At 71.5% G+C, this 24,978-nt stretch carries 20 protein-coding genes and 1 CRISPR repeat array; of the genes, 13 read left to right on the top strand and 7 right to left on the bottom strand.

From position 1 onward, the window contains the following. Nucleotides 1-273 precede the first annotated feature (273 nt). Nucleotides 274-939 (bottom strand): response regulator, encoded by a 666-nt coding sequence (locus AHOG_RS21335; RefSeq protein WP_093942931.1) that lies wholly within the window; start codon nt 937-939, stop codon nt 274-276. Continuing rightward, nucleotides 936-2,102 (bottom strand): sensor histidine kinase, encoded by a 1,167-nt coding sequence (locus AHOG_RS21330; protein WP_157736965.1) that lies wholly within the window; start codon nt 2,100-2,102, stop codon nt 936-938. The genes AHOG_RS21335 and AHOG_RS21330 overlap by 4 nt, the downstream gene beginning before the upstream one ends. 173 nt (nt 2,103-2,275) lie before the next feature. On the opposite strand from AHOG_RS21330, the gene AHOG_RS21325 reads away from it, so the two are divergent. From AHOG_RS21325 to AHOG_RS21285, 7 genes are all read left to right on the top strand, one after another. After that, a complete protein-coding gene (locus AHOG_RS21325; protein WP_211290470.1) occupies nt 2,276-2,737 on the top strand; it encodes a helix-turn-helix domain-containing protein in 462 nt (153 codons plus the stop codon). Further along, entirely contained in the window at nt 2,730-3,098 is a 369-nt protein-coding gene (locus AHOG_RS21320; protein ID WP_093942928.1) for a DUF4180 domain-containing protein, read from the top strand. The genes AHOG_RS21325 and AHOG_RS21320 overlap by 8 nt, the downstream gene beginning before the upstream one ends. 150 nt (nt 3,099-3,248) lie before the next feature. Then, nucleotides 3,249-3,764: direct repeats of the CRISPR family, unit length 28 nt; unit sequence GTATTCCCCGCGCAGGCGGGGGTGAGCC. Between the two features lie 207 nt (nt 3,765-3,971). Further along, nucleotides 3,972-4,646: a hypothetical protein gene (locus AHOG_RS21315; RefSeq protein ID WP_157736964.1), complete on the top strand. Its 675-nt coding sequence runs from the start codon at nt 3,972-3,974 to the stop codon at nt 4,644-4,646. Between the two features lie 1,342 nt (nt 4,647-5,988). After that, nucleotides 5,989-9,510, top strand: coding sequence for a DNA polymerase III subunit alpha (gene dnaE / locus AHOG_RS21305; protein WP_245857048.1), 3,522 nt, complete (start codon nt 5,989-5,991; stop codon nt 9,508-9,510). After that, nucleotides 9,507-9,863, top strand: coding sequence for a DUF6300 family protein (locus AHOG_RS21300; protein ID WP_093942924.1), 357 nt, complete (start codon nt 9,507-9,509; stop codon nt 9,861-9,863). The genes dnaE and AHOG_RS21300 overlap by 4 nt, the downstream gene beginning before the upstream one ends. A 654-nt stretch (nt 9,864-10,517) precedes the next feature. Next, nucleotides 10,518-11,207 carry a hypothetical protein gene (locus tag AHOG_RS21290; RefSeq protein ID WP_093942922.1) on the top strand — a complete coding sequence of 230 codons (690 nt, stop codon included), beginning with the start codon at nt 10,518-10,520 and terminating at the stop codon, nt 11,205-11,207. Between the two features lie 478 nt (nt 11,208-11,685). Beyond that, a complete protein-coding gene (locus tag AHOG_RS21285) occupies nt 11,686-12,462 on the top strand; it encodes an alpha/beta fold hydrolase (RefSeq protein WP_093942921.1) in 777 nt (258 codons plus the stop codon). A gap of 19 nt (nt 12,463-12,481) precedes the next feature. Here AHOG_RS21285 and AHOG_RS21280 read toward each other — a convergent pair whose 3' ends face one another. The 4 genes from AHOG_RS21280 to AHOG_RS21265 all read right to left on the bottom strand — a co-directional run bounded on the left by AHOG_RS21280 (nt 12,482) and on the right by AHOG_RS21265 (nt 15,694). Beyond that, nucleotides 12,482-13,648 carry a methyltransferase domain-containing protein gene (locus tag AHOG_RS21280; protein WP_245856364.1) on the bottom strand — a complete coding sequence of 389 codons (1,167 nt, stop codon included), beginning with the start codon at nt 13,646-13,648 and terminating at the stop codon, nt 12,482-12,484. Between the two features lie 720 nt (nt 13,649-14,368). Continuing rightward, on the bottom strand, nt 14,369-14,557 hold the full coding sequence (locus AHOG_RS21275) for a DUF397 domain-containing protein (protein ID WP_093942920.1): 189 nt from the start codon (nt 14,555-14,557) through the stop codon (nt 14,369-14,371). Nucleotides 14,558-14,647: 90 nt separating this feature from the next. After that, nucleotides 14,648-14,836, bottom strand: a complete 189-nt coding sequence (locus AHOG_RS21270) for a DUF397 domain-containing protein (protein WP_093942919.1) — start codon at nt 14,834-14,836, stop codon at nt 14,648-14,650. A 6-nt stretch (nt 14,837-14,842) separates the two neighbouring features. Then, on the bottom strand, nt 14,843-15,694 hold the full coding sequence (locus tag AHOG_RS21265) for a helix-turn-helix domain-containing protein (RefSeq protein ID WP_093942918.1): 852 nt from the start codon (nt 15,692-15,694) through the stop codon (nt 14,843-14,845). An 803-nt stretch (nt 15,695-16,497) separates the two neighbouring features. Here AHOG_RS21265 and AHOG_RS21255 point away from each other — a divergent pair. The 4 genes from AHOG_RS21255 (at nt 16,498) to AHOG_RS21235 (ending at nt 19,866) form a co-directional block, all read left to right on the top strand. Continuing rightward, on the top strand, nt 16,498-16,896 hold the full coding sequence (locus tag AHOG_RS21255; RefSeq protein ID WP_093942916.1) for a hypothetical protein: 399 nt from the start codon (nt 16,498-16,500) through the stop codon (nt 16,894-16,896). A gap of 637 nt (nt 16,897-17,533) precedes the next feature. Next, nucleotides 17,534-18,094: a hypothetical protein gene (locus AHOG_RS21250; protein ID WP_093942915.1), complete on the top strand. Its 561-nt coding sequence runs from the start codon at nt 17,534-17,536 to the stop codon at nt 18,092-18,094. Further along, nucleotides 18,091-18,345, top strand: a complete 255-nt coding sequence (locus AHOG_RS21245) for a hypothetical protein (protein ID WP_093942914.1) — start codon at nt 18,091-18,093, stop codon at nt 18,343-18,345. Before AHOG_RS21250 ends, AHOG_RS21245 begins: the two co-directional genes overlap by 4 nt. Before the next feature lie 1,032 nt (nt 18,346-19,377). Then, a complete protein-coding gene (locus AHOG_RS21235) occupies nt 19,378-19,866 on the top strand; it encodes a MarR family winged helix-turn-helix transcriptional regulator (protein WP_093942912.1) in 489 nt (162 codons plus the stop codon). A gap of 500 nt (nt 19,867-20,366) precedes the next feature. Here AHOG_RS21235 and AHOG_RS21225 read toward each other — a convergent pair whose 3' ends face one another. Further along, complete coding sequence (locus AHOG_RS21225; protein ID WP_093944670.1) at nt 20,367-21,284, bottom strand: Vgb family protein; 918 nt, start codon at nt 21,282-21,284, stop codon at nt 20,367-20,369. Nucleotides 21,285-21,649: 365 nt separating this feature from the next. On the opposite strand from AHOG_RS21225, the gene AHOG_RS21220 reads away from it, so the two are divergent. Then, nucleotides 21,650-22,615, top strand: coding sequence for a nucleoside hydrolase (locus tag AHOG_RS21220; protein ID WP_184451039.1), 966 nt, complete (start codon nt 21,650-21,652; stop codon nt 22,613-22,615). 744 nt (nt 22,616-23,359) lie between these two features. Next, nucleotides 23,360-24,685, top strand: a complete 1,326-nt coding sequence (locus tag AHOG_RS21210; protein ID WP_260404288.1) for a methyltransferase domain-containing protein — start codon at nt 23,360-23,362, stop codon at nt 24,683-24,685. Nucleotides 24,686-24,978 lie beyond the last annotated feature (293 nt).

Raw genomic sequence — 24,978 nt, 5'->3', positions numbered from 1 at the left:
GTCCCGTGCTGCGGACCGGCACACCGGACGCTCGCCCACTTGGTGCCCCCGCACGGGAGCCCGTACACGGCGAGTCCCGTGCTGCGGACCGGCACACCGGAAGCCCGCACATCGGCGCACCGCGAGCCGCACCGCCGGCCCGCATCCCCTCGCCCGGCCGGATCGGGGAGGACGTCGCGGCGCGGTGCCGTCCGTCCGCATCGCGGACGCACGCACACCGCACACCGCACTCCGCACTCCGCACGCGGCCGGGGCCGGGGTCGGGGCCGCTGATCAGGCCAGCCAGCGCGGCGTGATCATCCCCGACTCGTAGGCGGTCACGACGAGCTGCGCGCGGTCGCGGGACCGCAGCTTGGTCATGATCCGGCTGACGTGGGTCTTCGCGGTGGCGGGGCTCAGCACCAGCCGGGCCGCGATCTCGTCGTTGGAGAGCCCCTCCGCCACCAGCCCCAACACCTCCCGTTCCCGGTCGGTGAGTCCGTTCAGCAGCGGGCTGGGCTCCGGTGCCCGCCTGCGGCAGGCGATCTCGGCGATGAGTCTGCGGGTGACCGCCGGGGCCAGCAGCGCATCGCCTCGGGCGACCACGCGCACCGCGTGGATCAGCTCCATCGGCTCGGTGTCCTTGACGAGAAAACCCGCCGCACCGGATCGCAGGGCGTCGTAGACGTAGTCGTCGAGGTCGAAGGTCGTGAGGATGACCACCCGGACCCCGCCCAGCCGGGGATCGGCGGCGAGGCGCCTCGTGGCCTCCAGCCCGTCCATCTCGGGCATCCGGACGTCCATCAGCACGACGTCGGGACGGTGCTCGGCGGCCAGCCGCAGCGCGCCGTTCCCGTCGGAGGCCTCGGCCACCACCTCGATGTCGGGTTCGCCGTCGAGGATGGAGCGGAAGCCCGCGCGGACGAGGGTCTGGTCGTCGACCAGCAGGACGCGGATCATCGGCGGTCTCCCGTCGGCAGCAGCACGGTCACGCGGAGGCCGCCCTCTCGCCTGCCGCCCACGGCGAGTTCGCCGCCGAGCGCCCGTGCTCGTTCGTCCATGCCCCGCAGGCCGTTGCCCGGCACCGGGGTGCCACCGCGTCCATCGTCGTCGACCGTCACCCGTACATCCTCGTCCTCGTAGCCGATCCGTACGTGAGCCGTCCTCGCCTTCGCGTGGCGGGTCACGTTGGTCAGCGCCTCTTGGACGATCCGGTAGGCGGCGCGGTCCACCTCGGCGGGCAGCTCCCGTGCGACGCCGGTCGTCTCCACGGTGACGGCAAGCCCCGCCGAGCGGGCGTGTTCGGCGAGCTCGTCGAGTCGATCGAGGCCCGGCGGGGCCGTCGCGGGCGCGGCCTCGTCGACCTGCCGCAGCATCCCGAGGGTGGCGCGCAGTTCCCGTAACGCCGAGCCGCTGGCCTGTTTGACGGCGCCGAGGGCCGCCCTGGCCTGGGCCGGGTCCTCGTCGAAGCGATGCAGCGCCGCGCTCGCCTGCACGTTGATCAACGAGATGTTGTGCCCGAGCGCGTCGTGCAGCTCCCGGGCGATCCGCAGTCGTTCCTCGCTGGTCTGTCGCCGGGCCTCCTCGATCCGGCTGTGCTCGGCGACGGCCGCCCGCTGCTCGACCTCGTGGAGGTAGGCGAGCCGATTCCGCTGGACGGCGCCGATCGAGATGACGGCCACCAGCCAGCCCGCGAGGAGGAACATCGTGGCGTCGTCCACGTTGCGGTGCTCCGCGCCGGCCTCGCCGTAGCCGACGGCGAGCATGGTGCCGACGGCCATGAGGACGGCCGCCGTGACGTGACCTCGGGCGGTGGCTGTGTAGAGGCTCACGGCGAAGGTGACCAGCACCGGCCCGTCGACCTCGAACAGCGGGTAGTACACGCCGCAGACGGCGAGGGTGACCAGGGCGACCGCGACGGGGAACCGGCTGCGGAATGCCAGCGCGGCGCAGGCGAGCACGACCAGCAGCCAGCCCCAGCCGGGGAGGGCGTCGGGATGGCCGGGGGTGCGGTCGTCGAGCAGGGTCCAGATGACGACGACGGCCGTCACCGCGAGGGCGATCAGCCCGTCGTCGTGCGCGCCGCTTCGTTGCCCACGGCGTCTCCCGCCGACGACTGCCATGGGCGGAAGTCTAGGACCCGCCCGTGCGAGGACGGCCGTCCTCGATTCGTCGCTCATGACGAGCCGGGGTCCGGCCCGCCGGGTCGGCGGCGTGTGATCGAGAGGGGAACGAGAGGACGTAGTCCTGCGCTATAGTTCCCTATCATTACCTATCAGGGGTTCTTGAGGGAACGATGAGTGAGGAAATGCTCTCGGTCGAGCAGGTAGCGGACCGACTCGGGCTGCACGTTCGCACCGTGCGCGGCTACATCCGCTCCGGCAGGCTCCCCGCCGTGCGCATCGGCAAGCAGTACCGCGTCGCGCACGCCGACTTCCAGGCGCTGACAGGGGCCGCGCCGGACCGGTCGGGGCCCGCGCGGGCCGCCGACCCGGAGGCGTCGAGCATCGTGCAGATCGAGGGGCTGACGTCGGGTGCGGCGGATCGGCTCGCCACGCTCGTCCTGGCCTCGGTGAACCACGCGCGAGCCCCCGGGCGTCCCCTGCGGGTGCAGACGATCTACGAGGAGGAACGAGCGCGGATGAAGATCGTGATACTGGGCGGCCTGGCCGAGACGGCCGGGGTGCTGACGCTGCTCGACAGCGTGCTCGACGGGGACAACGGACTGGTGACCACCACGGAGGCGCACGATGGCTGACGAGCTGGAGCAGCGGGCGGGCGTCTCGGTGCTGGTCTGCGACCCCGAGGGGCCGACCGTGGCGACGGTCCAGGACGCGCTGGACCTGGTGGGCGCGGTGTTCCTCGGCGCCAGGGCGGTGGCCGTCCCCGCCGGCAGGCTCGACGAGGCCTTCTACACGCTGAGCACCGGCTTCGCGGGCGAGGTCATGCAGAAGTTCGTCAACTACGACCTGCGGCTCGCCGTCATCGGCGACATCTCCGCGCACCTGGCGGCCAGTTCGGCGCTGCGCTCCCTGGTGCACGAGTCGAACCGCGGGGGTCACGTGTGGTTCCTGCCCGACCTCGACGCCCTGGACGCGCGGCTGGCAGCCCTCGCCTGAGCCTGGCACCCCCGACCGGCCTCAAGCCGCCGACCGGACGGCGCGGGTCGACTTCGGACGGTGGGATACGGTGACCCCGTGTTCCAGGTCTCCGGCCCGACGGCTAGTCACAAAACGATAACGCGCCACTGAAAGCCCAGTTGGCGAAGGGTATTCCCCGCGCAGGCGGGGGTGAGCCGCCCGGTGTCGCGCCCGCCGCGCGCCGGCGGCAGTATTCCCCGCGCAGGCGGGGGTGAGCCTGCACCACGACACTGACAGCAATCGGGGCACTCGTATTCCCCGCGCAGGCGGGGGTGAGCCCGCCGTGATGTCGGTGATCTCGTTGACGCTGAGGTATTCCCCGCGCAGGCGGGGGTGAGCCGCTACGACCGGCTGGGGGAGATCGGCAGGTTGCGTATTCCCCGCGCAGGCGGGGGTGAGCCGGCGGGCGGCGATGGCGTCGGCGGTTGGCGGGTGTATTCCCCGCGCAGGCGGGGGTGAGCCGGCCTGGTGGTCGTCGGTTTGGCGCTCCCCCGCGTATTCCCCGCACAGGCGGGGGTGAGCCCCACCTCATGGAGACGATCCTCGACAACCAGATGTATCCCCCGCGCAGGCGGGGGTGAGCCCCCGGACGTGGACATCCACGAGCCGCCGCTTCCGTACGCCCCGCGCAAGCGGGGGTGAGCCGCCCGCCACCAGCCTGGTGGGAACGCGGTGGCGCGGCCGGCGGGCAGGCTTCTCGACCGACCGGGCGACACCCGACGGTTCCGCTTCGCCACTCGGCCGGGCGCGCGATGGTCGCGGGCGACGGGCGGCCCGCGCCCGGCCGTGTCAGGCTGCCAGCAGTGCGCGTCGACCCCGCCAGGCGTGCGGCCGGAGGAAGGGGGAGGGCCGGTGTCCGGTCGTCGGGACCATCCGCCCGCCATCGACCGTGCCGACGCCGACCTGGCCCTGATGGGCCGCTGGCTCGTCGACGGACCGGAGAAGCAGGCCCGCGCGGCGGACGCGCTGCTGGCCGAGCGGTCCGGGTGGGGGTGGCTGGAGGGGCTGATCTCGATCAGCTGCTTCGCGGGCCTGGACGGCCGGGGGATGCTCACCTACTCGCAATGGGTGGACGAGGCGTCGTTGCGGCACTTCATCGCCGTGGAGCGCCCGTCGATGCTGCGCTTCGTCGACCGGATCGTGCAGGGCATCGAACGGCCGGGCGCCGTCCCGTATCGGGTGTATCGGGCGGCCGTGCTGCACGAGAATCGGCCGCCGTTCGAGCGGATCAGCATCACGGTCTACGAGACGGCCGGGCACGAGCAGCAGCGAGAGTTCTCCGACATCGTCGTCGACGGGCTGGCCGCGAGCCGACCGGCGGGCCTGCTCGCGGTGTACATGCACGTCAGCCTCGACGGACATCGGGTGTTCCAGTACATGGAGTGGGCCGAGCACGGCGCCTACGACGAGTACGTCGGCATGTACGCCAACCGTGAGCAGCTGCGGATGGTCGCCCGCTTCCCCGGTGCCTGGCTGATCGAGGTCGGCCAGTACCGGTTCCTGGGCGGCGTCGAGACGGTGGGCTGACCGGGCACGGCGTCGGCCCGCTGATGCAGCGTGCATCGCCTCCGCGCCGGACGCGGTCCTGCCGGTGCCGTACGCCAGTCCTGGTCTGCCGCCGCCACACATGCTGCGGCCGGGCGGGGGCACCGAAGCCGAGGCGTGGCACGGGTGCTCGCGGAGTTCTCGGTTCCCGACGCCGACGCCGACGCCGACGCCGTGACGCCCGCCGCTCCTCGCCGGTCGCCGCTGTCGGCCTGCGGAGTTCGCGGCCAGGTGCGTCTGAGCGGCCCCGCTGCGCGAGCACGCGACGAGATCGCCGCCGGTCGGGTGGTGGCCGCTCATCGGCCGAGGAGGTCGACGCCGGCTGGTCGGCCGCCACGCGGGCGGAGGACGCCTTGGGTGTCCGCGGCGATCCCCGGCCTGCACGGCAGTCGGGACGTCCTCGGTGGCGCAGGCGATCGAGTCGCGTCGCCGCGTCCGATCGCCGCCTGCTCGCTCGGCGAGGCACCGTCGGCTCGTGGCCCCCGCGTCGGTGAGCCACGGCGCGGCGGCTGTTGACACAGCGTCAGCGAAGGCGGTCGCCGACCCGTCGACGCGGGGCGGCCTGCACCGCCGACACGTGCCGCGGGGGCTCCCGCACCGCTGCTGACCGCATCATTCCGCCGGGAATCCGACGTCCCCGGTACGGGCGAGGTTGATCACGGAGAGTATTGGTTGCGGGGTGGTCCCGGTGGCCGCCCGTCAGGCGGGCGGCGGCCGGGTCGCCTACCGTGTCGTCGACGGCATCCTTCGGTGAAACCGCAGTTCAAGGGGGATCTGGCGCCAGGTGATCCCTGGGCTATTGTGGTGTCTCTCGATGGCGGGTCGTCGAGAAGGACTCACTGGGAATTTCACTGGATTTTACTCACGGTATGTGACTATGTTCGATTGGTGAGGGTGCACCGCTGACACGATCATCTTCCACGTAAGCCGCGGCACGGGCGCTGTTTCGGCGATGCCGGCCCGTCTCGGCGGCGAGCGACGGCCGGGCGGGCACGACGTGACGCGCGGCTCGCGGGCGCCCGAGGGATGCCGCACCGCCGACCGTTTCGGGGTCGTGAAGGCGGGGCGTGTGATCTCCGTGCCCGAGGGCCGAGGGCGAGGCGGCTCGGCGCCGGGCGCGCGGTACGCGAGTCCGGCGCCGCGGGCGGCCGGCGGCTCGTCGCCGAGGTCGCCTGGTGAGAGTGCCCGGTCCGGGCACCGCGCGGGCGGGGGCGACGGCCCCAGGGGCGTGGATGGTGAGGTGCCGTGCAGTCACCCTCCGGCCGGGGAAGAGAGCGCTGTGTCGGATCAGTTCGTCCACCTGCACGTACACACCGAGTACTCGATGCTCGACGGGGCGGCGAAGGTCGCTCCCCTGTTCGCCGAGGCCGCCAGGCTCGGGATGCCCGCCGTGGGCATGACGGACCACGGCAACATGTACGGCTCGGCGGAGTTCTACCGACAGTCGAAGAAGGCGGGCATCAAGCCGATCATCGGCATCGAGGCCTACATCGCGCCGGGCAGCCGGTTCCACAAGAAGCCGGTGTTCTGGGGCGAGTCGGGGCAGCGGTCCAGCGACCAGTCCGGTGAGGGCGGCGACGTCTCCGGTGCAGGCGCCTACACGCACATGACGATGCTGGCGGGCAACGCCACCGGGCTGCGCAACCTCTTCGCGTTGTCGAGCCGGGCGAGCTTCGAGGGCTACTACCGGAAGCCTCGGATGGACCGCGAGCTGATCTCGGAGTACGCCGAGGGGATCATCGCGACGACGGGGTGTCCGTCGGGCGAGGTGCAGACGCGGCTGCGGCTGGGGCAGCCGGAGGCGGCGATGCAGGCGGCCTCGGATTACAAGGACATCTTCGGCGCGGACAACTTCTTCCTGGAGTTGATGGACCACGGGCTGCCCATCGAACGTTCGGTTCGTGAGGGGCTGCTGCGCATCGGCCGGGAGCTGAACCTGCGTCCGCTGGCCACCAACGACTCGCACTACGTGACCAGGGACCAGGCCGCGGCGCACTCGGCGTTGCTGTGCGTCCAGTCGGGCAAGACGCTGAGCGACCCGACGCGGTTCAAGTTCGACGGCGACGGCTACTACCTGAAGTCGGCCGAGGAGATGCGCGCCTACTGGGACGCCGAGGTGCCCGGCGCGGCCGACAACACGCTGCTCATCGCGGAGCGCATCGAGTCCTACGACGAGGTCTACGCCCACGTCGACCGGATGCCTCGGTTCCCGCTGAAGGAAGGCGAGACGGAGAACGGTCTGCTGCGCGCCGAGGTCGAGCACTACACGCCGACCCGTTTCCCGGACGGCCTGACCCAGGAGTATCAGGACCGTATCGACCGTGAACTCGGCGTCATCGCCAACATGGGCTTCCCGGCGTACTTCCTCGTGGTCGGCGACCTGGTGCGCTGGGCCAAGGAACAGAAGATCGCCGTCGGCCCCGGCCGTGGTTCGGCGACCGGGTCACTGGTGGCCTACATCCTGCACATCACCGATCTCGACCCCATCGAGCATTCGCTGCTGTTCGAGCGGTTCCTGAATCCCGAGCGCATCTCCATGCCCGACATCGACCTCGACTTCGACGAGCGTCGTCGGGGCGAGGTCATGGACTACACGGTCAACAAGTGGGGCGCGGAGAACGTCGCGCAGGTCATCACCTACGGCACGATCAAGACGAAGGCGGCCATCAAGGACGCCGCGCGGGTGCACTTCGGGCAGCCCGGCTTCTCGATCGCCGACCGGATCTCCAAGGCGTTGCCGCCGCCGGTCGCGGCCAAGGACATCCCGTTGGCGGGCATCGTCGACTCCTCCCACGAGCGTTACGCCGAGGCGGCGGAGATCCGCACGCTGATCCAGAACGACCAGGAGGTCTCGACGATCTTCGAGACCGCCCGAGGTCTGGAGGGGCTGACCCGCAACGCGGGCGTCCACGCCTGCGCGGTGATCCTCTCCTCGCAGCCGCTGCTGGACGTCATCCCGTTGTGGAAGCGGGACGACGGTTCGATCATCACAGGCTGGGACTTCCCGGCGTGTGAGGACATCGGGCTGTTGAAGATGGACTTCCTCGGGTTGCGGACGTTGACGGTCATCGACGACACCGTCAAGGAGGTCGAACGCAACCACGGCCGGGTGATCGACACGGCCACCCTGGGGTTGGACGACACCGCGTCGTACGAGCTGTTGAGCCGAGGCGACACCCTGGGCGTCTTCCAACTGGACGGCGGCGGCATGCGGGATCTGCTGCGCCGCATGCAGCCGACCCACTTCGGTGACATCGCCGCCGCCATCGCGTTGTACCGGCCCGGTCCGATGGCGGCCAACGCGCACCTGGACTACGCCGAGCGTTCGAACGGTCGGCAGAAGATCTCCCCGATTCATCCCGAGTTGAAGGACGCGCTGGAGCCGATCCTCGGCGAGACCTACCACCTGCTGGTCTATCAGGAGCAGGTCATGGCGATCGCCCAGCAGCTCGCCGGCTACACCCTGGGCGGCGCGGACCTGCTGCGTCGCGCCATGGGTAAGAAGAAGAAGGAGGTCCTGGAGCAGGAGTTCGAGAAGTTCCGCTCCGGGATGGCGGGCAACGGCTATTCCGCGGAGGCGATCCAGACTCTCTGGGACGTCATGCTGCCCTTCGCGGGTTATGCGTTCAACAAGTCCCACACCGCCGGTTACGGCCTCGTCGCGTATTGGACCGCGTATCTCAAGGCGAACTATCCGGCCGAGTTCATGGCGGCCCAGCTCACCTCGATCGGCGGCGACAAGGACAAGTCCGCGATCTATCTCGCCGAGTGCAGGCGCCTGGGCATCAAGGTCCTCGCCCCGGACGTCAACGACTCCGGCCTGCATTTCGCCGCCGTCGGCAGCGACATCCGCTTCGGGCTGGGTGCCGTGCGCAACGTGGGTGCGAACGTCGTCCAGTCCATCGTGTCCCGGCGTAAGGAGAAGGGCGGCTACACGTCCTTCACCGACTTCCTGGACAAGGCCGAGATCGTGACCTGCAACAAGCGGGTGGTGGAGTCGCTGATCAAGGCGGGCGGCTTCGACTCGTTCGGTCATTCGCGGCGGTCGCTGTTCGAGCATCATGAGGCGGCGGTCGACGCGGTGATCGGCCTCAAACGCCAGGAGGCCCTGGGCCAGTTCGATCTCTTCGGCGGGGGTGACGAGGACGGGGAGAAGTCTCCCGACGCGTCGCCGCTGGCTCATCTGACCTTCGCGCCGGAGGAGTGGCCGCGTAAGCAGCTGCTGGCCTACGAGCGGGAGATGCTGGGTCTGTACGTCTCGGCTCATCCGTTGGACGGCGCGGAGCGCATCCTGCGCAAGCACGCGCCGAAGACCATCGCCGCCGTCCTCCACGAGGCGCCGAAGGAGGGCGAGATCGTCATCGCGGGGATGATCTCCAGCGTCGACCGGCGGGTGAACAAGCAGGGCGAGCCGTGGGCGATCGTCACGATCGAGGACCTGGACGCGGCGGTGGAGGTGCTGTTCTTCGCCAAGAGCTACAGCGTGCTCCACGCCGACCTCGTCGCCGACTCCGCCGTCGCGGTGAAGGGCCGGGTGAACTGGCGTGACGACCGGATGTCGGTCTTCGGTTCGGGGGTGATCCCGCTCGACATCAGCGAGGCGGAGACGAACCCGGGCGTGGCGCCTGCCGTGGTGCTGCGGGCCGAGGCGGAGCGACTGACCAGGGACGCGGTCGCCGAGCTGCGGAGTGCGCTGCTGGCTCACGCGGGGGACGCTCCGCTGCGCCTGGTGCTCGCGCACGACGGGGTGGAGGAGACGTACACGGTCGACCGCTATCCGGTCTCGGGGTCGCCCGCGTTCGCCGCCGAGTTGAAGGCCATCCCGGGGTTGACCGTCGTCTCGTGACCGATGGTGTCGAGGTCGATCCGACGCGCGACACGTGCCATCGGTGTGGTGGCCCGCTGTTGTTGTCCGTGCGGATCCCGCATTCGATCACCGGTCGCGGTGGCGGCGGGGAGCGGTTCGAGGTGCGGGGGCGGCGGACCGTGCCGCTGTGCGCTCGCTGCGATCGGGACGACCCCGGCGCGATGGGCGTCATCGCGTTCTTCACGGTGCACGAGACGATCTCGGACGAGACGGTGCAGGCGGCGGCTCCGGTGCTGCGGCAGTGGATCGACGAGGCCGTCGCCAATCCGCCCGTCTACACCGACGCGGATCTGGACGCGGAGATCGACGCCTGGGAGGCCGGGGAGACGTAGTTCCGAGGTCGTCGAAGCCCTGCCCGCGCGGACGGGCGGGGTTTCGACGATCGGGAGCGGGGTGCCGGTGTCGGTGTCGGGTTAGCCCTCGTCGGCGGCCTCGGGAGCGTCGGTGCCGGAGTGTTCGGTGCCGGAGCACGCAGGGCCGGGCTGTCGTCGGCGGCGTCGGACCGTGCCCGGTTCGGCGGCCGTCGGCGGACCGCCCTGCCGTTCACGGGCGGCCGGTCCACGTCGGCGCTCCGATCATGGCCGGGCAAGGAGGGCGTCGACCTCGCCGACCTCCCCACCGCCGCACGGCGGACGGCTGCCGGTCGTGGCCGACACGCGGGGAGACGCCGTCGATCGTCCGAGGCACGAGGGTGTGCCGTCGGGCCGATCCTCGGCGGCGGACGCCCAGGAGGCCCGGGCGTGGCGCGGGCCGAGGGGGACAGACCCGCCGAACCGGGGGCTGCTGCGCGCGACGCGCGGCCGTCTCGCCGGTGGCGGCGTCACCGCGCCGGGCTGGTCGTCGATCGCTGAGTTCGACGTGGCGCACCTCGGCCGTGGCCGGGCGGGCCGTTCTGCTGCCGGGGTGACGAGGAGTGTTGACCTGAACCTTAGTTCGGTTTGCAGGATGGTCTCGATCTGACGGCACGATGATCGGAGTCCTCGGCGATGACCACCACTGTCCCGGAGCGGCGTGATGAGACACCCCGCGAAGCAGGCACGATCCTGATCAGTCCGTGGATCGTCGGCACGCCTCCACGGCAGCGTGCCGCGGCGGACTCGTTGATCGGCGAATGGGAACGCCCGCCGTGGCCCGCCGGATTCCAGGCCTTGACCTGCCTGTTGAGCGTCGACGGCACCACGGTGCTCAACTATGCGCAGTGGCGGAGTGACGCCGACCATCTCGAGTTCGTGCGGACTCGGCGCCCGGCCATGGTCCGCGGTATCGATGAGGACGTCCCGGACATCGAACGTCCGGGGGTCGTCCGATATCGCCTGCACGGCGTCGTCGGCGCGGGCGCGGCGGCGGGCCGTGTCGATCATCGGGCGGCGGCGGTCATCGAGATCAGCACGGCCGACACCGAGGACGCCGAGGCGCAGGCGCGGCTGCTCACCGCGTGGGCCGGCGCGGCCGCCCGGCCGGTGGCGGGCCGGACCGCGTTCTACCTGCACCGCAGCGTGGACGGCACCCGGGTGCTGGCCTGCTCGCACTTCTCCGACGAGGCGGCGCGCGACGCCTTGCACGCGGAGCCGCGGGCAGCTCTCCCCGCGGTCGACGCGATCGAGGGGGCGGGCGGCCTGCGGACCGCGGTCTTCCGGTGGTACCGCGAGGTGGTGCCGTCCGAGCTGCCGGGCTGACGTCGGAGTCGACGAACGCGATGCCTGCGCACCTCGCGCCGTCCCCGCCGTCCCCGCCGTCCCCGCCGTCGATGCCGTCCCCGCCGTCGACGGTGCCGGACGCGACGCGCCGACGGGTGATCGATCGACGAGCGCCCGGAATCTCGGTGCCGAGCCTCGGAATGTGCGGCCGAGGACGCCGTTCTTCCGGCTGCCGTGGTTCGGTGAGCGAATCGTCGAGTCCGTTCGGGCACGGGAATATGTCCGTTCGGTCGAATAGGAGAAGTCGTCAAGTGAATTTCGGGTCTGTTCGGGCAGGGAGGACTACCCGTCTGGTCGTGCACCATTGGTCGGCGAGTGAACCGCGGATCGCACGAATCACGTGATAGGCGTGATGTCCGTCATCGAGCGCGGACGTCGCCGTCGAGCTGATCCGGGAGTCGTTCATTCTTCTCGATGACGTGATCGACGAAGAGCGAATATCGAAGAGGAGTCGGATGTGACTGCGGTGTTCCTGCACGGGGTCCCGGAGACGGGCGCGATCTGGAATGGCGTGCGTCTGCGGCTGGCGGACGCCGAGGTGCCGAGCGTGGCCCTCGACCTGCCTGGTTTCGGGTCGCCGAGGCCCGCAGGCTTCGGCGCCACGAAGGAGGAGTACGCGCAGTGGCTGGCCGCCGAGCTGCGGGGCTTCGACGGCCCGGTCGACCTCGTCGGGCACGACTGGGGAGCGGGCATCGTGCTGCGCGTGGTCACCGCGTTCGACGTCCCGGTCCGCAGCTGGGCGGTGGACTGCGCCTCGGTGACGCATCGCGACGTCGTCTGGCACGACATGGCGCGGATCTGGCGCACTCCCGGTCGCGGCGAGGACTGGATGGCGGAGTTCGTGGCCGCGTCCGCCGATGCGGGCGGTCGCCCCGGTGAACCGGGCTGGATGAAGACCGCGCTGCTGGCGTCGTGCCCGACGCCGGGGGACGCGGCACAGATCGAGAAGGACCTCGACTCCACGATGGGCGAGTGCATTCTCGCCCTCTACCGGTCGGCGACCCCGAACATCTTCGCCGACTGGGGCGCCGAGCTGTCCCGGCCCACGTCGGCGCCCGGCCTCGTCCTGCGGGCGACCGCCGACGACTCCGACGACCCGGCCCGGTCCGCCGAGATGGCGCGCGGGCTCGGCGCGCGCACGGCGGAGCTGGCGAGGCTCGGCCACTGGTGGATGATGGAGGACCCGGACGCGGCGGTGACGGCGCTGCGGTCGTTCTGGGCGTCGTCGCCGTAGCCGTCGGCTCCGATCAGGGCTACGTGGGGTGCGGGTCGTGGAGCGTCCAGGCCGGTCCGGCGGGATCGTCGATCCACACCACATGGGTCCGGCCGGTCACGGTGAGCCCGAGCCGCGACCAGGTCGGCCTGCCGCGTGCTGTCCAGATCTCGTGACTCCGTTCGACGGCGGACCACAGTGCCGCGGGGCCGCCCTCCCACACCTGCCGACCGTCGCGGGAGACGTCGAGAGCGACCTCGCACCACGAGCCGTCGGGGCAGCTCAACGACACGGCGTCCGGGCGGCCCGTCTCCGGATGCAGGGTGTAGCCGAAGCGCACGCCCGAGGGCATCGACAGACAGGCGAGGAACCACCACACCGGGGATTCCCATGGCCGTTCCTCCCGCACCGCCGTGTGCCTGCGGCGTGCCCGACCGCGATCCCGCTCCGGATACCCGGTGACCGGTGGGTGCGCCTCGCCGCGCATGAGCATGAACGCCGAGTACCCGTCCAGGAAGGTGCCCTCGGCGCCGTGCGCGGTCCGGCGCAGGCGGACGAGGTTCCCCGTGCTGGTCCCGATCTTGAGGTCCGCGAGGATGATCCCGCCGTCGCGAGTCTGTTCGAGCCATGCCGTCGGTATGCGGCTCACGGCGCAGGTGGCGATGAACCGGTCGAACGGCCCGCCGCCGGGCCAGCCCGCGACGCCGTCGGCCCGCGCGAGGTTCGGTTCGTGGCCGACGCGGCGAAGACCGGCGGCGGCCTGTTCGACGAGTTCGTCCTCCAGATCCACGGAGAACACGTTCTCGGCACCGAGGCGATGCGCGAGCAGGGCGTAGTTCCACCCGGTCCCCGTGCCGATCTCGCACACCCGATGTCCATCGTGGATGTCGAGTGCCTCCAGCATTCGCGCCATGAGCGCGGGCGACGAGGATGACGAGGTCGGCCCCACGCCGCCGTGATGCAGGGTGCCGAGCCGGGTCACCAGCGGCCGATTCGTGTAGATCCGCGTCAACCAGTGTTCCGGGTCCGAGTCGGCGGTGACCGCCTGCCATCGTCGGTCGTCGCGCTGCTCGTAGAACCGCGACACGAACTCGTGCCGGGGAACCGCTCGGAACGCGGCCTGCCATTCCGGCGCGGCGACCTTGCCCTGTGCCACGAGTTCGTTCACCAGGTCGTCGGCGAGACGCGGCCATGCTGGGACCGTCACGTGAGCCCTTTCGTCAGTAGGCGTGCCATCGCGCCGACCATGGAGCCGGGCGCGGGGCTGGTGCTGTCGGCGTCGGGTGGACCGCCCTTTCTCGCCATGGGGCGCCGGGTGTCTGTCCAGGCCCGTCCGGTCCGTGCTCCAGGGCTCTCCGGTCGGGTCAAAACTCCCGTCCACCGCGTCGGCGTTCTCGACATCCCCGTACAGCGTGTGCGCGTCAGGAATCCGATACGTCGGATATCGTCGCCCGAGCCAGTAGGGATCAAACTCCATGCCGGTCTGTTGCTCCATGAGCGCGAAACAGGTCTGACGGACGACAGCCGTGTCCTGTTCCGGTCCGACGGCCCAGGCGGGCGGATCTCGCCCGGTTCCTGACTCGTCGCGACGGGGTAGAGCGTCTCGAACCGCGCGACGATGTCGCCGTCTTTCGCTTCGGTGACGAGCCCGAACGCGTTGGCGTTCCAGTACACGCTGAAGAAGTGCCCGCTTCTCGTCGAGGGAGTGGCCGGTGAACGCTTGTTGATCAACGGGCGTTCGCAGCGGCGACGGGGCGGCCACGGTGCGAGGTGCCTGCGGCGCCAGTCGGCGTTTCACACCGACTGGCGCTCGGCGGTCGGCGAGGTAGACAGGCCTCGGCGAGACAGACAGCGCCTCGGCGAGATCTCGACGATCGACGGCCATCGAGAAATCGGCCCACGGGCCGGCGGGTCGCCGTTGATGTCGTCAGCGGAGTCGGTCGGCGCGGATGGAGGTGAGGAGCGCGTCGAAGGCCGCGTGGGTGACGAGGAGGGTGCCGCCGTGGCGGTTCTTGGTGTCGCGGATGCCGACAAGGCCGGGGGCCTGGCCGATCTCGACGCACGACGACTCTGCGCCGCTCCGCGAGGACTTCTTCCAGTTGCGCAGCTTGGTCATGGTGCTGTCTCGATTCGTCGGGTGGTGCCTCACATGGTCGGGTTGCCGTCGGGGTGGCGGCCACCGGCTGACGCGGTGGCCGCCACGGGGTCAGCGGAGTCGGTCGGTGCGGATGGAGGTGAGGAGTGCGTCGAAGGCCGCGTGGGTGACGAGGAGGGTGCCGCCGTGGCGGTTCTTGGTGTCCCGGATGCCGACGAGGCCGGGGGCCTGGCCGATCTCGACACACTGGCTCTGCCCGCCGGATCGACTGCTCTTCTTCCAATTGTGGAGTACCGTCATCGTGCGCTACCTCTCAGTGACTGCTGTCTGGCGGTGCTGGTCCTGATAGGTCGCGATGAGCCTGACCGAATCCTGTGGGCTCATCGCGACCTCACGGAGACTATCGATCGCTCGGAAGAACACGTTGACCTCGGATGTGTCGTCTACGAACAAGCCGCTGCTCAGGTGCTCCAGATGGACGATCGGGTCATCTTCGGCGAACTCAAACGTCGAGAAGGGGCCGTTGATCGCGATGTTCGACCGTGTGACCGGTACAACACGCACGATGACGTTCTTCCTTCCGGCCTCCTGCGACAGGTGCCCGCACTGATCGGCCATGGCCGCCGCACCGCCGAGCGGTCGCATCAGCACTGACTCGTCGATGATCACCTCGAACTTCAAGCCTTTGTCGAGGAGTTTCTGACGTCCGAGCCTGACGGCGACCATCGCCTCGATGGACTCTTCCGCGTTGCCGGAAACCCGCATCACCTCCTCGGCGTACTCGGAGGTCTGGAGCAGTCCGGGAATCAAGAGCGGTTGCACCTCCATCACACGGGTAGCGCGTCGTTCCCACCGCAGCAGCGCTGTGAGCTGATGGGGGAGACCCGCCCCGGTCGCGGCCCACTGCGGTGCAGCGGCGGTGTCGACCATCCGTAGGAGTCGGTCGCGGTCCTCACCTACCACGCCGAGCGTTGCTAGAAGGGTCGCCAGGACCGTCGGTGTCGGTGTGCGTTTCCCTGACTCGATCCTGGAGACGGTGCTCGGATGGAACCCCGATCGGAGGGCAAGTTGCCGCGCGCTCATACCGACTTCTTCTCGCCGTGCGGCAATTTCGTCGCCTAGTGCCCTGGTTGCCGGATTGCCAGTGTTGCCAGCCATGCAATGAATTCTAGGGCGGCGTCCCGGCGATTGACAACCCAATGTTGCCTCAAAAGTTCGTTGTGGATAAAGTGTTGGCAACGGGGCTGAGCTGCAAGAATCGGGAGAATATTCATGTTCATTGCCTCAAGTTGTGCCGCGTTCATCTCCGGGTTCGTTGATCCATTCGTGGCCAGGTTGTGCCCGATGGTGGCAGAGGGGAACGTTGTCGCTCGTCTTGCTTCGGCGGGAGCCCGTCATCCTGGACTCGGTGACCGCCCTGATCCCATCGTTTGCTTGCCCGGCGTCGCAGCATGTGGCTCGGCGCTACTTAAGAACCACTCCAGCGGACCGCCAAACCGCCATCTCACGGACGCCCGATGAAGCCCTGGATGCGCCCTCGGCAGGGCGAGACCGAGCGTGCGCGCGGCGGGCGGCTGGCGCGGACCTGTTGTTGGTGTGGGCGGGAGGACGTGGACTTTCCGACCTCCGATGCCCATGAGACCGACTGTTCCTTCAAGCCCGATCGGGGGCGTCGATCCGTCGCCCCCGCACCGACTACGCGCGAATCGAGGTGTGATGACGACGGCATTGGCTGATCCTCGGCGGGACACCGGAATCACGAGAACTCCGCTCGTCCCGGACTCCCGCTTCGGCCGGCGCGAACGGGTCGGGGCTCTCCCGGCCGCTGTTCCGCCCGCCGCTGTTCCGCCCGCCGCTGTTCCGCTCGCCGCTGTCCTGCCCGCTGCTGTTCCGGTCGCCGCCGTTCCGCTCGTTCTGGCTTCGCCGAACGCCGCGTGCTCGGGTGCCGTCGGCGGTGACTCATGACCACCGTGGCCGACGGGCTGTTCGCCGTGCTCCTCGCCCTCTGCATCGGCCTGCCGGTGCTGGACGTCGTCTGGCGCCGGTGGCGCACCGCGCATCCGGCTCGGCGGGCGCCCTCGCGGGCGGACTGGGCTCGGCTGCGTCGCGCCGACGAGCGGGCCGCCGAGGCACGACGCTCGACGTCGGCGCGTGACCCGAAACCCGCCGTGCGGTCGGCGGCCGCAGCCGACGGCGACGCCGAGGCGCGGCGGCGGTTGCGGGCCCGGCGTGCTGCGGTGCGGCGGCGGCTCGCGGTGGTCGCCGACCAGTGCCGTTCGGCGGCCCGGACCCGGCCCGCCGCGCCGCCGGACGGGCCGCCGCCCGGCTGGACACGGGCGATCTCGGGGACGCTGACGTGACCGGGCAGCGCGCCAACCGTCGTAGGCCGCGACGGGCGACAGCGTCGCCGCCGGGTCTGGGCGCTCGCCGGCGTCGGCGGGCCGGGGTCGCCGTCGCCGGCCGGCTGCTCTCCCGACTCGTCCGCATCCCGCGCGATCTGCTCGGACAGGTGGCCTCGGGCTCGGCGCGGGCTTCGGCGTCGGCTCGGGCCTCGGCTCTGGTTTCGGCGTCGGGCTCGGGTTCGGCTCTGGCTTCCACGTCGGCGCTGGCCTCGTCGGCGCCGTCTCCGTCTCCAAGCGGGTCCGGCACACCGGCTCGCGTCGCTGCCGACCGCGTCAGGGGCGCGCGTCGGCGGGCCGGGTGCGGTGCGGCCCTGCCCGCCCTGCGCGCTGCGGCCCTGGGCGCTGCGGCCCTGCGTCCGGCGGCGCGGCGTGTTGCGGCCCTGTCTGCTCCGGCCCTGCGCGCTACCCGGCCCGCTGCGATCGGCCACCGGCAGGAACGACACGTCCGGGCCGTGCCCGGCGAACCGCCGCGCGGCCAGGGCATGTGCGGCCCCGGTCCGCGCGGCCGGAGTGGTGCGGCACGGGTACCTCGGGCGGCCCTCGCCGCGCGGGTCCGGCCGTTCGTCCTCATCGGACGAATGCGGACGGTGGACACATGAGCGGCGTCGCCGAGACGGTCGGCCTGGTGACACCGCAGCGCGAGCGTCCCGCCGAGGCGGCCCGCGCGGTGATCCCGCCGCGTGCGCGTCCCACCGGCACGGCTCGCGTGGTGATACCGCTGCGCGAGCGTCCCGCCGGGGCGGCCGGCGTGGTGACCCTGCTGTATCCGCGTCTCGCCGCGACGGCCTGCGCGGTGATACCGCTGCGCGAGAGTTCCGCCGAGACGGCCGACGCGGTGATTCCGCTACGCGAGCGTCCTTCTGAGACGGCCCGCGCCGTGAATCCGCTGCGCGAGCGTCTTGCCGAGAACGACCCGTTCTCGGGAGGCTGGGGTCGGCTGCCCGTGCCCGCCGCCCCGCAGCGCTGGGCGGGCCGCTTCCGGCGGCTGGAACACCGCCGGGACGACACCTACCGATCCCTTGACGTGGCGGTGTGCGGGGCGGCCCTGGTGTCGGTACAGGAATGGGTGCGGTTACTCCGCTGCCCGGCCTGCTTCCCGGCGAGCGAACAGGCCGGGTCGCAGGCCGATCCCGCACCGACGGCGGCCGAGCCATGACGGCGCGGGCCTGGTTCGTGCGCACCGTGCGCACCGGCGACACCCATCTCGCCGCCGCCGACTGGAACGGCTCCGACCCGATCCGCCCGCTCTGCGCGCCCGACGTCCAGTACCGACCCATGAACCGACGCCCCATGCGGGTCTGCTTCTACGACGAACAACGCTGCCCGCTGTGCCTCGGGCACGCCGCGCCCTCACCGCCCGTCCTGCGGGCGGCCGTTCCCGCCGGGAACACCGACGACCCGAGATGAACGACGCCCAGGCCGCGTCGATCCGGCTGCCGCACACCCGACCCGGCCGCCGCACACCGACCGCCGGCGTTCGGCAGCACCCTGACCCCGTGCCCCGCCCCGGCCGTCGGCTCGGGGGAGCCGACGCCGAGTCGTTCCGAGCTGCCTTCCTGCCCTGATAGCTCCGGCCCGTCCGGAAATCGCCAGGTCTCCGGCTGCGCCGCGCGGTGCGCCGAGCCCGACGCCGCTGATCCCGACGCCGCTGATTCCGATACCGCTGATCCCGATACCGCTGATCCCGATACCGCTGATCCCGATACCGCTGATCCCGATACCGCTGATCCCGACACCGCTGATTCCAACACGGCTGATTCCGACACCGCCGAGCCCGACGCCGTGTGACTCCGGCACCGCCGGGTCCAGCACCGCTTGATTCCCACCCCGCCGAGCCTGACACCCCGCGCCGGACGGGCCGATTCCGACACCGCCGGCCCGACATCGCATGGCCCGACCCCGCCGAGCCTGACACCCCGCGCCAGACGCGCCGATTCCGACACCACCCGGCCTGACCCGCCCAGCCCGACCCGCCCGGCCCAACCCGCCCGATTCCGACACCGCCGACCCGAGTCCCGCCGGACTACACCGCCGGACCGCCGAGATCCCCGGCGGCACGAGCACACCAGCGGGGCGCCCGCCGTCGGTCCCCGACATCGATCGATTCGAGGAGAGAACCAACGCATGTCCGACAACACTCCGACCGTTCATCCCCGATCCGTTCCGGCGTCGCCGAGTGCTCGGTTCGCCGAACCGTGTTCCCCGGAGTCGGCTCCCGCATCAAAGCCGAATTCCTCGCCGGAGCCGAATCTCTCGGTGGGACGGAATTCGTCGGCGAAGCCGACCGGTTCGGCGCCGGTGAATCGTTCATCGGACCCGAAGTCCTCGGTGGAGCGGAATTCGTCGGCGGGGCCGAACACCACGGCGTCGCCGAATCCCTCATCGGGGCGGACGTCCTCGGCGGGGTCGAAGTCCGCACGGACGTCGAGGTCGCCGGGTGTGCCGGTCGCCGCAGGCGCCCGGCGGTCGGTTCGGCCGGTTCCCCTGGACGTGGCGGTGGGGGCGGGTGCGGTGTCGGCGGAGCCGTGGGTGATGTGGGAGACGTTGATCGCGGCGGTGCAGCGGTGGACGGTGCGGCCCGCGGATGTGTTGCGTCATGATCATGGGATTTCGGTGTATGACTTTCGGTTGTTGCGGTTGTTGGCGCGGTCGCCGCATCCGGTGCGGAAGGCGATCGCGAACACGGCGTTGGATCTGCCGCCTCGGAGTCTGGATCACAGTGTGGTGCGGTTGGCGGATCGGGGTTATGTGGTGGTGGCGGGTCGGGGTGGTGAGAAGCGGTTGGCGTTGACGGATTTCGGGATCGAGTTTCTGGAGGCGGTGGTGGAGACGTTGCGGGCGGCGACGGCTGAGGGGTTGGCGGGGACGTCGTTGGCGCCGGGGGATCGGGCGGTGCTGATCACCCTGCTCAACCGACTACGCCGCTGACCCCCACCCGCAGCCCCCGCCCGTGCGGTCGGTCGGCGTGCGGATCGTCGCCGCCCGCGAACCCGGCCTCGCGGTGCCCGGCCCGGCGGCCGGTGTCTCGGCGATTGGTCAGCAGGCTGCCCGCCCGGCTGCGATACGGACGGCAGCGGCATGCTCGATGCTCGATGCTCGATGCTCGATGCTCGATGCTCGATGCTCGATGCTCGATGCTCGATGCTCGATGACGGGCGACGGGCGACGGGCGACGGGCGACGGGCGACGGGCGACGGGCGACGGGCGACGGGCGACGGGCGACGGGCGACGGGCGACGGGCGACGGGCGACGGGCGACGGGCCACGGGCCACGGGCCACGGGCCACGGGCCACGGGCCACGGGCGACAGCGGTCGGGCGACAGGCCACGGAAGACAGGCGCCGGGCGACGGAGAACGGCCACGGGAGACGGCCCGTTCGGTACCCGTCCGCCAGGCGCCCGCCGCACCGACGCGCCGCGTGGAACCGATCAGCCGCCCGTGCCGACGGCGATGCGTGCGAGCGCCCCGGACTCCAACGCCGCCCACAGCGCCCCGTCCGGACCGGCGGTGATGCCGTGCGGCTCCGAACCGGGCGTCGGCAGCGGGAACCGCTCGGTCCGGCCGTCCTGCTCGATACGCCCGATCCCGTTGCCGCCCCACTCGGTGAACCAGCAGGCGCCGTCCGGACCCGCGACGACGGCATGGGGACGGGCGCCCGAATCGGGCAGCGGGAACTCGGTGATCTCGCCGCCGACGGTGATCCGGCCGACGGCGCTCGCCCCGATCTCCACGAACCACAGGGCACCGTCGCCGCCCAGGGTGATGCCGACCGGCGCGGCGTCGGGCGTCGGCAGCCGATGAAGCGTCACCGCGCCGCCCAGATCGACGCGGCCGACGGCGTTCGCCTGATTCAGCGTGAACCACAGCGCGTCGTCGGGGCCAGCCGTGATCGCCGACGGCATGGCGTCGGGGACGGGCAGCGGGAACTCGGTCACCTCGCCGTCGACGGTGCAGCGACCGACGCGGTTCGCCGCCAGCTCCGTGAACCACACCGCCCCGTCGGGTCCGGCGGCCACGCCGTACGGGCCCGACTCCGGCGTCGGCAGCTCGAACCCGACGACCTCGCCGTCGGTGGTGATCCGGCCGAGCCGATGGCCTCGGTACTCGCTGAACCACAACGCGCCGTCCGGGCCGGGGACGATGACCGTGGGGCCGCCCGTCGCCGAGGACAGCGGATGCACCCGGACCTCGCCGTCGGTCGTCACCCTCGCGACGGCGCCCGCGTGGACCAACGTGGTCCACAGTGCCCCGTCCGGCCCGGCGGCCACGCCGTACGGGCCCGCCGCCGACGCCGAGACCGGGAACTCCTCGATGACGACCCGCGTCGCCCCGTCGTCGGTCCGCACCCTGGCTCCTCGTCGTCGGCGATCGACTCCGCCGGAACCGTAGCCGCGCCGCCGCCCGCCCGCATCCGGATATCGCGCCCGGTCCGACCATCCGGGGTGGTCGTCCGGCGTGGTCATCGGGCATGACCGTCCGGCGTGGTCATCGGGGCGCGACCACCCGGCCTGACCACCCGGCGCGGTCATCCGGCGCGATTCGCCGGCCTGACCACCTGACGCGACCACTCGATGCGACCACCCGGCCCGACCACCCGCCCCGACCCCCGGCGTGCACCCCGCCCGACCATCCGCCCGGCGCCCGCCTGCGCATGGTCTACTGCGGACCGCCGCCCGGCCCGCGACGGCGACAGGAGAAGGGAGCCCGCCCGATGACACCGATTCGCGTGATCGTGGATGCCGACCCCGGAGTGGACGACGCCGTCGCGCTGCTCTACCTGGCCGCCCAGCGTGAGCGGGCGGAGATCGTCTCGGTCGGCAGCGTGCACGGCAACCTCGCCGCCCGACCCGCCGCCGAGAACGCCCTGCGCATCCTGGAGGTCGGCGGCCTCGGCGCGGTGCCGGTCGCCGTCGGCGCCGAACTTCCGCTGGACCGCTCGGCGCTGCCCGCGGGCGGATTCGTCCACGGCGACGACGGGCTCTCCGGCGCCGCCGGACCCGCCGCCACCGCACGGCCGGTCGACGAGCACGCCGCCGTCCGACTGGCCCGGCTCTGCCGCGAGAACCCCGGCGAGCTGTCGATCCTCGCGCTCGGGCCGCTGACCAACCTCGCGCTCGCCCTGCACCTCGAACCGGCCCTGCCCCGGCTGGTCCGCTCGGTGATGTGGATGGGCGGCGCGTTCCATCGCCCCGGCAACATCACGGCCCACTCCGAGGCCAACGCCGCCCACGACGCCCAGGCCGCCGACCAGGTGCTGAGCGCGGGCTTCCCGCTGACGATCGTGCCCGTGGACGTCACACTCCAGGTGTGGGCCGGTGCGCCGTGGTGGGAGGCCGTCGCCGCGGGCCCCGGCGCCCGCGCCCGCGCCATGACGGCCTGGGCCCGCCGCTACCGCGAGGCCTACGCGGTGTACGAGGGCAAGGGCGAGCTGGGCACCGTCATGCACGACCCGCTGGCCGCCGTGCTGCTGTTGGAACCGGACCTCGCCGAGTACGAGGAACACCCGGTCGTCGTGGAGCAGACGGGCAGCCGGACGCGCGGCGCCACGCTGATCGACCGGCGCGGCTACACCACCGAGGTCGACCCCGGCCCGAACCGCCGCGCCGTCCGCATCGCCACCGCCGTCGACGCGCCCGCCGTGCTCGACCGCATCCAGGCGGCGCTGCTGGCGGAGTGACACGGTCGGCGACGCCCCGCCCGAACCCTCGGCGAGACTCGGCGGGACGGGCCGGCCCGCCGTCGTTCGAGGAACGAGCGGAGGCCTCGGACGCCGACGGCATCGCACCGTCGGCGAGCGGAGGCCGCACCTCGATGCTCGCCCACACCCGGCCTCGCCGACACCGTGGATTCTCCGCCTGGGAGGACCGGCGCCGCTTCAGGGAAGGGCGGGCCGGCGGTCCGACCTGTCACCGGTGCGGTAGACGGCCGGACGTGGTGGCGGGATTCGGTGAGGGCGGCGGGTCTGCCGAGGGTGAGGCGGATGGAGGCGCCGAGAGTGTGCGGCTCGGTGATGTCAGGCGACAGCGGCCGGCCGGGCTTGTCGTAGCCGTAGACGGTCAGGAATCGGCTTCCGTCCGCCTCGGGTTCGGGGAGGTGATCAGAGACGCCGGTGCCGAGGTTCAGTTCACGGGGGCCACGGCAGGTGCCGTCCCAGTCGATCAGCGGCCGACGGTCCTGATCGGAGTCCGGGTCTCGGACCATACGGCGCACCGGACACCCCATCGGCGGCCGGGCACGGCCGTGGCCGCTGCGCGACGCCGCCGGCTGCGACGTGGAAGACCACATCGGGGGCGGGTCTTCGACCGCGACACCCCCGGCGGCATCGCGCCGCGCCCGCGATCCGACGCCGCCACGCTGGTGGCGGTGGCCAGTCTTCTTCGCTCGTTCGGGATCTTGCGCCGATCAACCCGCGCTCCCCAGGATGGAGGAGTCCAACGCGACATCGACTGACGAGCGGGACGGCCGGGTCAGCCTGGCCGAGCACGAGAACGAGGCCGAAGGCGACGGGCATGGCACCTTCGACCTGTCGAAGACCAAGGACGTCGACGACTCCGGTAGCGGCCGCCACGACTTTCGAGGACAAGGGCGAGGACAAGTAGATGACCGCCGATACCGCCCCGGCCTGGCGAATCCTGTTCGAACAGGTCCCGAGGGCCGGGTTCATCCCGGACACCATCTGGGTCGACGACCCCGACGGGCCGGGATTCACCGCGGTATCCCGCCACACCGACCCCGAATCCTGGGATGTCGCGGTCGCGGCGAACGCGCCGGTGATCACCCAGATCAACCTCGGCGACCCGCACCGCGACGGTGGGGAGAACTTCCCGTCCAGCTCGTCTCGCAGCCGAGCATCGTCGCGGACATGCTCGCCGCTCTCGACCCGCAGCCGGGTGATCGGGTGTTGGAGATCGGCACCGGAACCGGGTGGAACGCCGCCCTGCTTCGGCATCGGGTCGGCGCGGCCGGGCGTGTCACCACCATCGAGGTCGACCCCGGTCTCGCCGAGAGCGCCCGTCGGGCACTCGCCGCGGCTGACGTCGCGGCGGAGGTCGTGACCGCGGACGGTACCGCGGGTTGGCCTGCGGGCGCGCCGTATGACCGGATCATCGCGACCGCGTCGGTGCGGGAGACCGTGCCGCCTGCGTGGCCGGCCCAGCTGCGGCCCGGCGGGCGGCTGGTGACCCCGTGGGGCACCGACTACGGCAACGGCGCGCTGCTCACCCTCGACCTCGACGGCACCGCGGCCGGGCGGTTCGCAGGCAACCTCGCGTTCCTGCGGCTGCGAAGCCATCAGCGCAGCCTTTTCGGCTGGGAACCCGATCCGGACACCGTCGCCGCCGCCGAGGTCACCACGACCGATGTCCGTGGCAAGGACCTGGACATGATGCTCAACCCGGAGAAGGGCCGCTTCGCCATCGGTACCCGGCTGCCCGGCGTCGCGCTGGTCGTCGACTGGGACGCGAACGGTCCCGGCCGACACGTTCTCGAGCTCGACGACCTGGCCACCCGCTCCTATGCCCGGCTCGACGCCGACGTGACCGACCCGGCCCCGTTCACCGTCCGTCAGCTCGGGCCACGCCGGCTGTGGGACGAAGCCGTCGACGCCTACGACTGGTGGTACGAGAACGGCAGGCCCGGCCCCGACCGGCTCGGCCTCACCATCACCGGCGATGCCCAGACCGTGTGGCTCGACACCCCCGAGACCGTCCTGCGCACGTGGCCGCAGGCCGCCGAGCGGCGCCGGTGATCTCCTCGTCGATCCCGACCCGCTCGGCGGTGGGCCAGGCGTGAAGCGCGACGCGGGAACCGGCGGCGTCGCCGCTCCGGACCAGTCGTGGCTCGCCTTCCACAGTGTCGAACGGTGTTCGCGCGGGTTCGTCGGACCAGGACGGTGGACGTCATGGCCACGCCGCCTGCGATGACCGACCAGGGCGCCGACCGTGCCGGGACGCGGCAGGCGGACAAGACACAGCCGGATCGGAGACCACCGCAGGCCGGCCCCGTCGCAGGCCGACGCCGTCGCCGATCGACGCTGTAGTC

Source organism: Actinoalloteichus hoggarensis, assembly GCF_002234535.1.
GTDB classification, from domain to species: Bacteria; Actinomycetota; Actinomycetes; order Mycobacteriales; family Pseudonocardiaceae; genus Actinoalloteichus_A; species Actinoalloteichus_A hoggarensis.
This window is presented reverse-complemented; position numbering and strand designations above follow the sequence as displayed.

Excerpts from the sequence above, each read along its gene's own strand:
- AHOG_RS21255 (WP_093942916.1), top strand. The coding sequence starts at position 16,498 with ATGACCACCGTGGCCGACGGGCTGTTCGCCGTGCTCCTCGCCCTCTGC.
- AHOG_RS21335 (WP_093942931.1), bottom strand. The coding sequence starts at position 939 with ATGATCCGCGTCCTGCTGGTCGACGACCAGACCCTCGTCCGCGCGGGC.
- AHOG_RS21270 (WP_093942919.1), bottom strand. The coding sequence starts at position 14,836 with ATGACGGTACTCCACAATTGGAAGAAGAGCAGTCGATCCGGCGGGCAG.
- AHOG_RS21290 (WP_093942922.1), top strand. The coding sequence starts at position 10,518 with ATGACCACCACTGTCCCGGAGCGGCGTGATGAGACACCCCGCGAAGCA.
- AHOG_RS21275 (WP_093942920.1), bottom strand. The coding sequence starts at position 14,557 with ATGACCAAGCTGCGCAACTGGAAGAAGTCCTCGCGGAGCGGCGCAGAG.
- AHOG_RS21325 (WP_211290470.1), top strand. The coding sequence starts at position 2,276 with ATGAGTGAGGAAATGCTCTCGGTCGAGCAGGTAGCGGACCGACTCGGG.
- AHOG_RS21210 (WP_260404288.1), top strand. The coding sequence starts at position 23,360 with ATGGAGGAGTCCAACGCGACATCGACTGACGAGCGGGACGGCCGGGTC.
- AHOG_RS21245 (WP_093942914.1), top strand. The coding sequence starts at position 18,091 with ATGACGGCGCGGGCCTGGTTCGTGCGCACCGTGCGCACCGGCGACACC.
- dnaE (WP_245857048.1), top strand. The coding sequence starts at position 5,989 with ATGCTCGACGGGGCGGCGAAGGTCGCTCCCCTGTTCGCCGAGGCCGCC.
- AHOG_RS21265 (WP_093942918.1), bottom strand. The coding sequence starts at position 15,694 with ATGGCTGGCAACACTGGCAATCCGGCAACCAGGGCACTAGGCGACGAA.
- AHOG_RS21330 (WP_157736965.1), bottom strand. The coding sequence starts at position 2,102 with ATGGCAGTCGTCGGCGGGAGACGCCGTGGGCAACGAAGCGGCGCGCAC.
- AHOG_RS21320 (WP_093942928.1), top strand. The coding sequence starts at position 2,730 with ATGGCTGACGAGCTGGAGCAGCGGGCGGGCGTCTCGGTGCTGGTCTGC.
- AHOG_RS21220 (WP_184451039.1), top strand. The coding sequence starts at position 21,650 with ATGACACCGATTCGCGTGATCGTGGATGCCGACCCCGGAGTGGACGAC.
- AHOG_RS21250 (WP_093942915.1), top strand. The coding sequence starts at position 17,534 with ATGAGCGGCGTCGCCGAGACGGTCGGCCTGGTGACACCGCAGCGCGAG.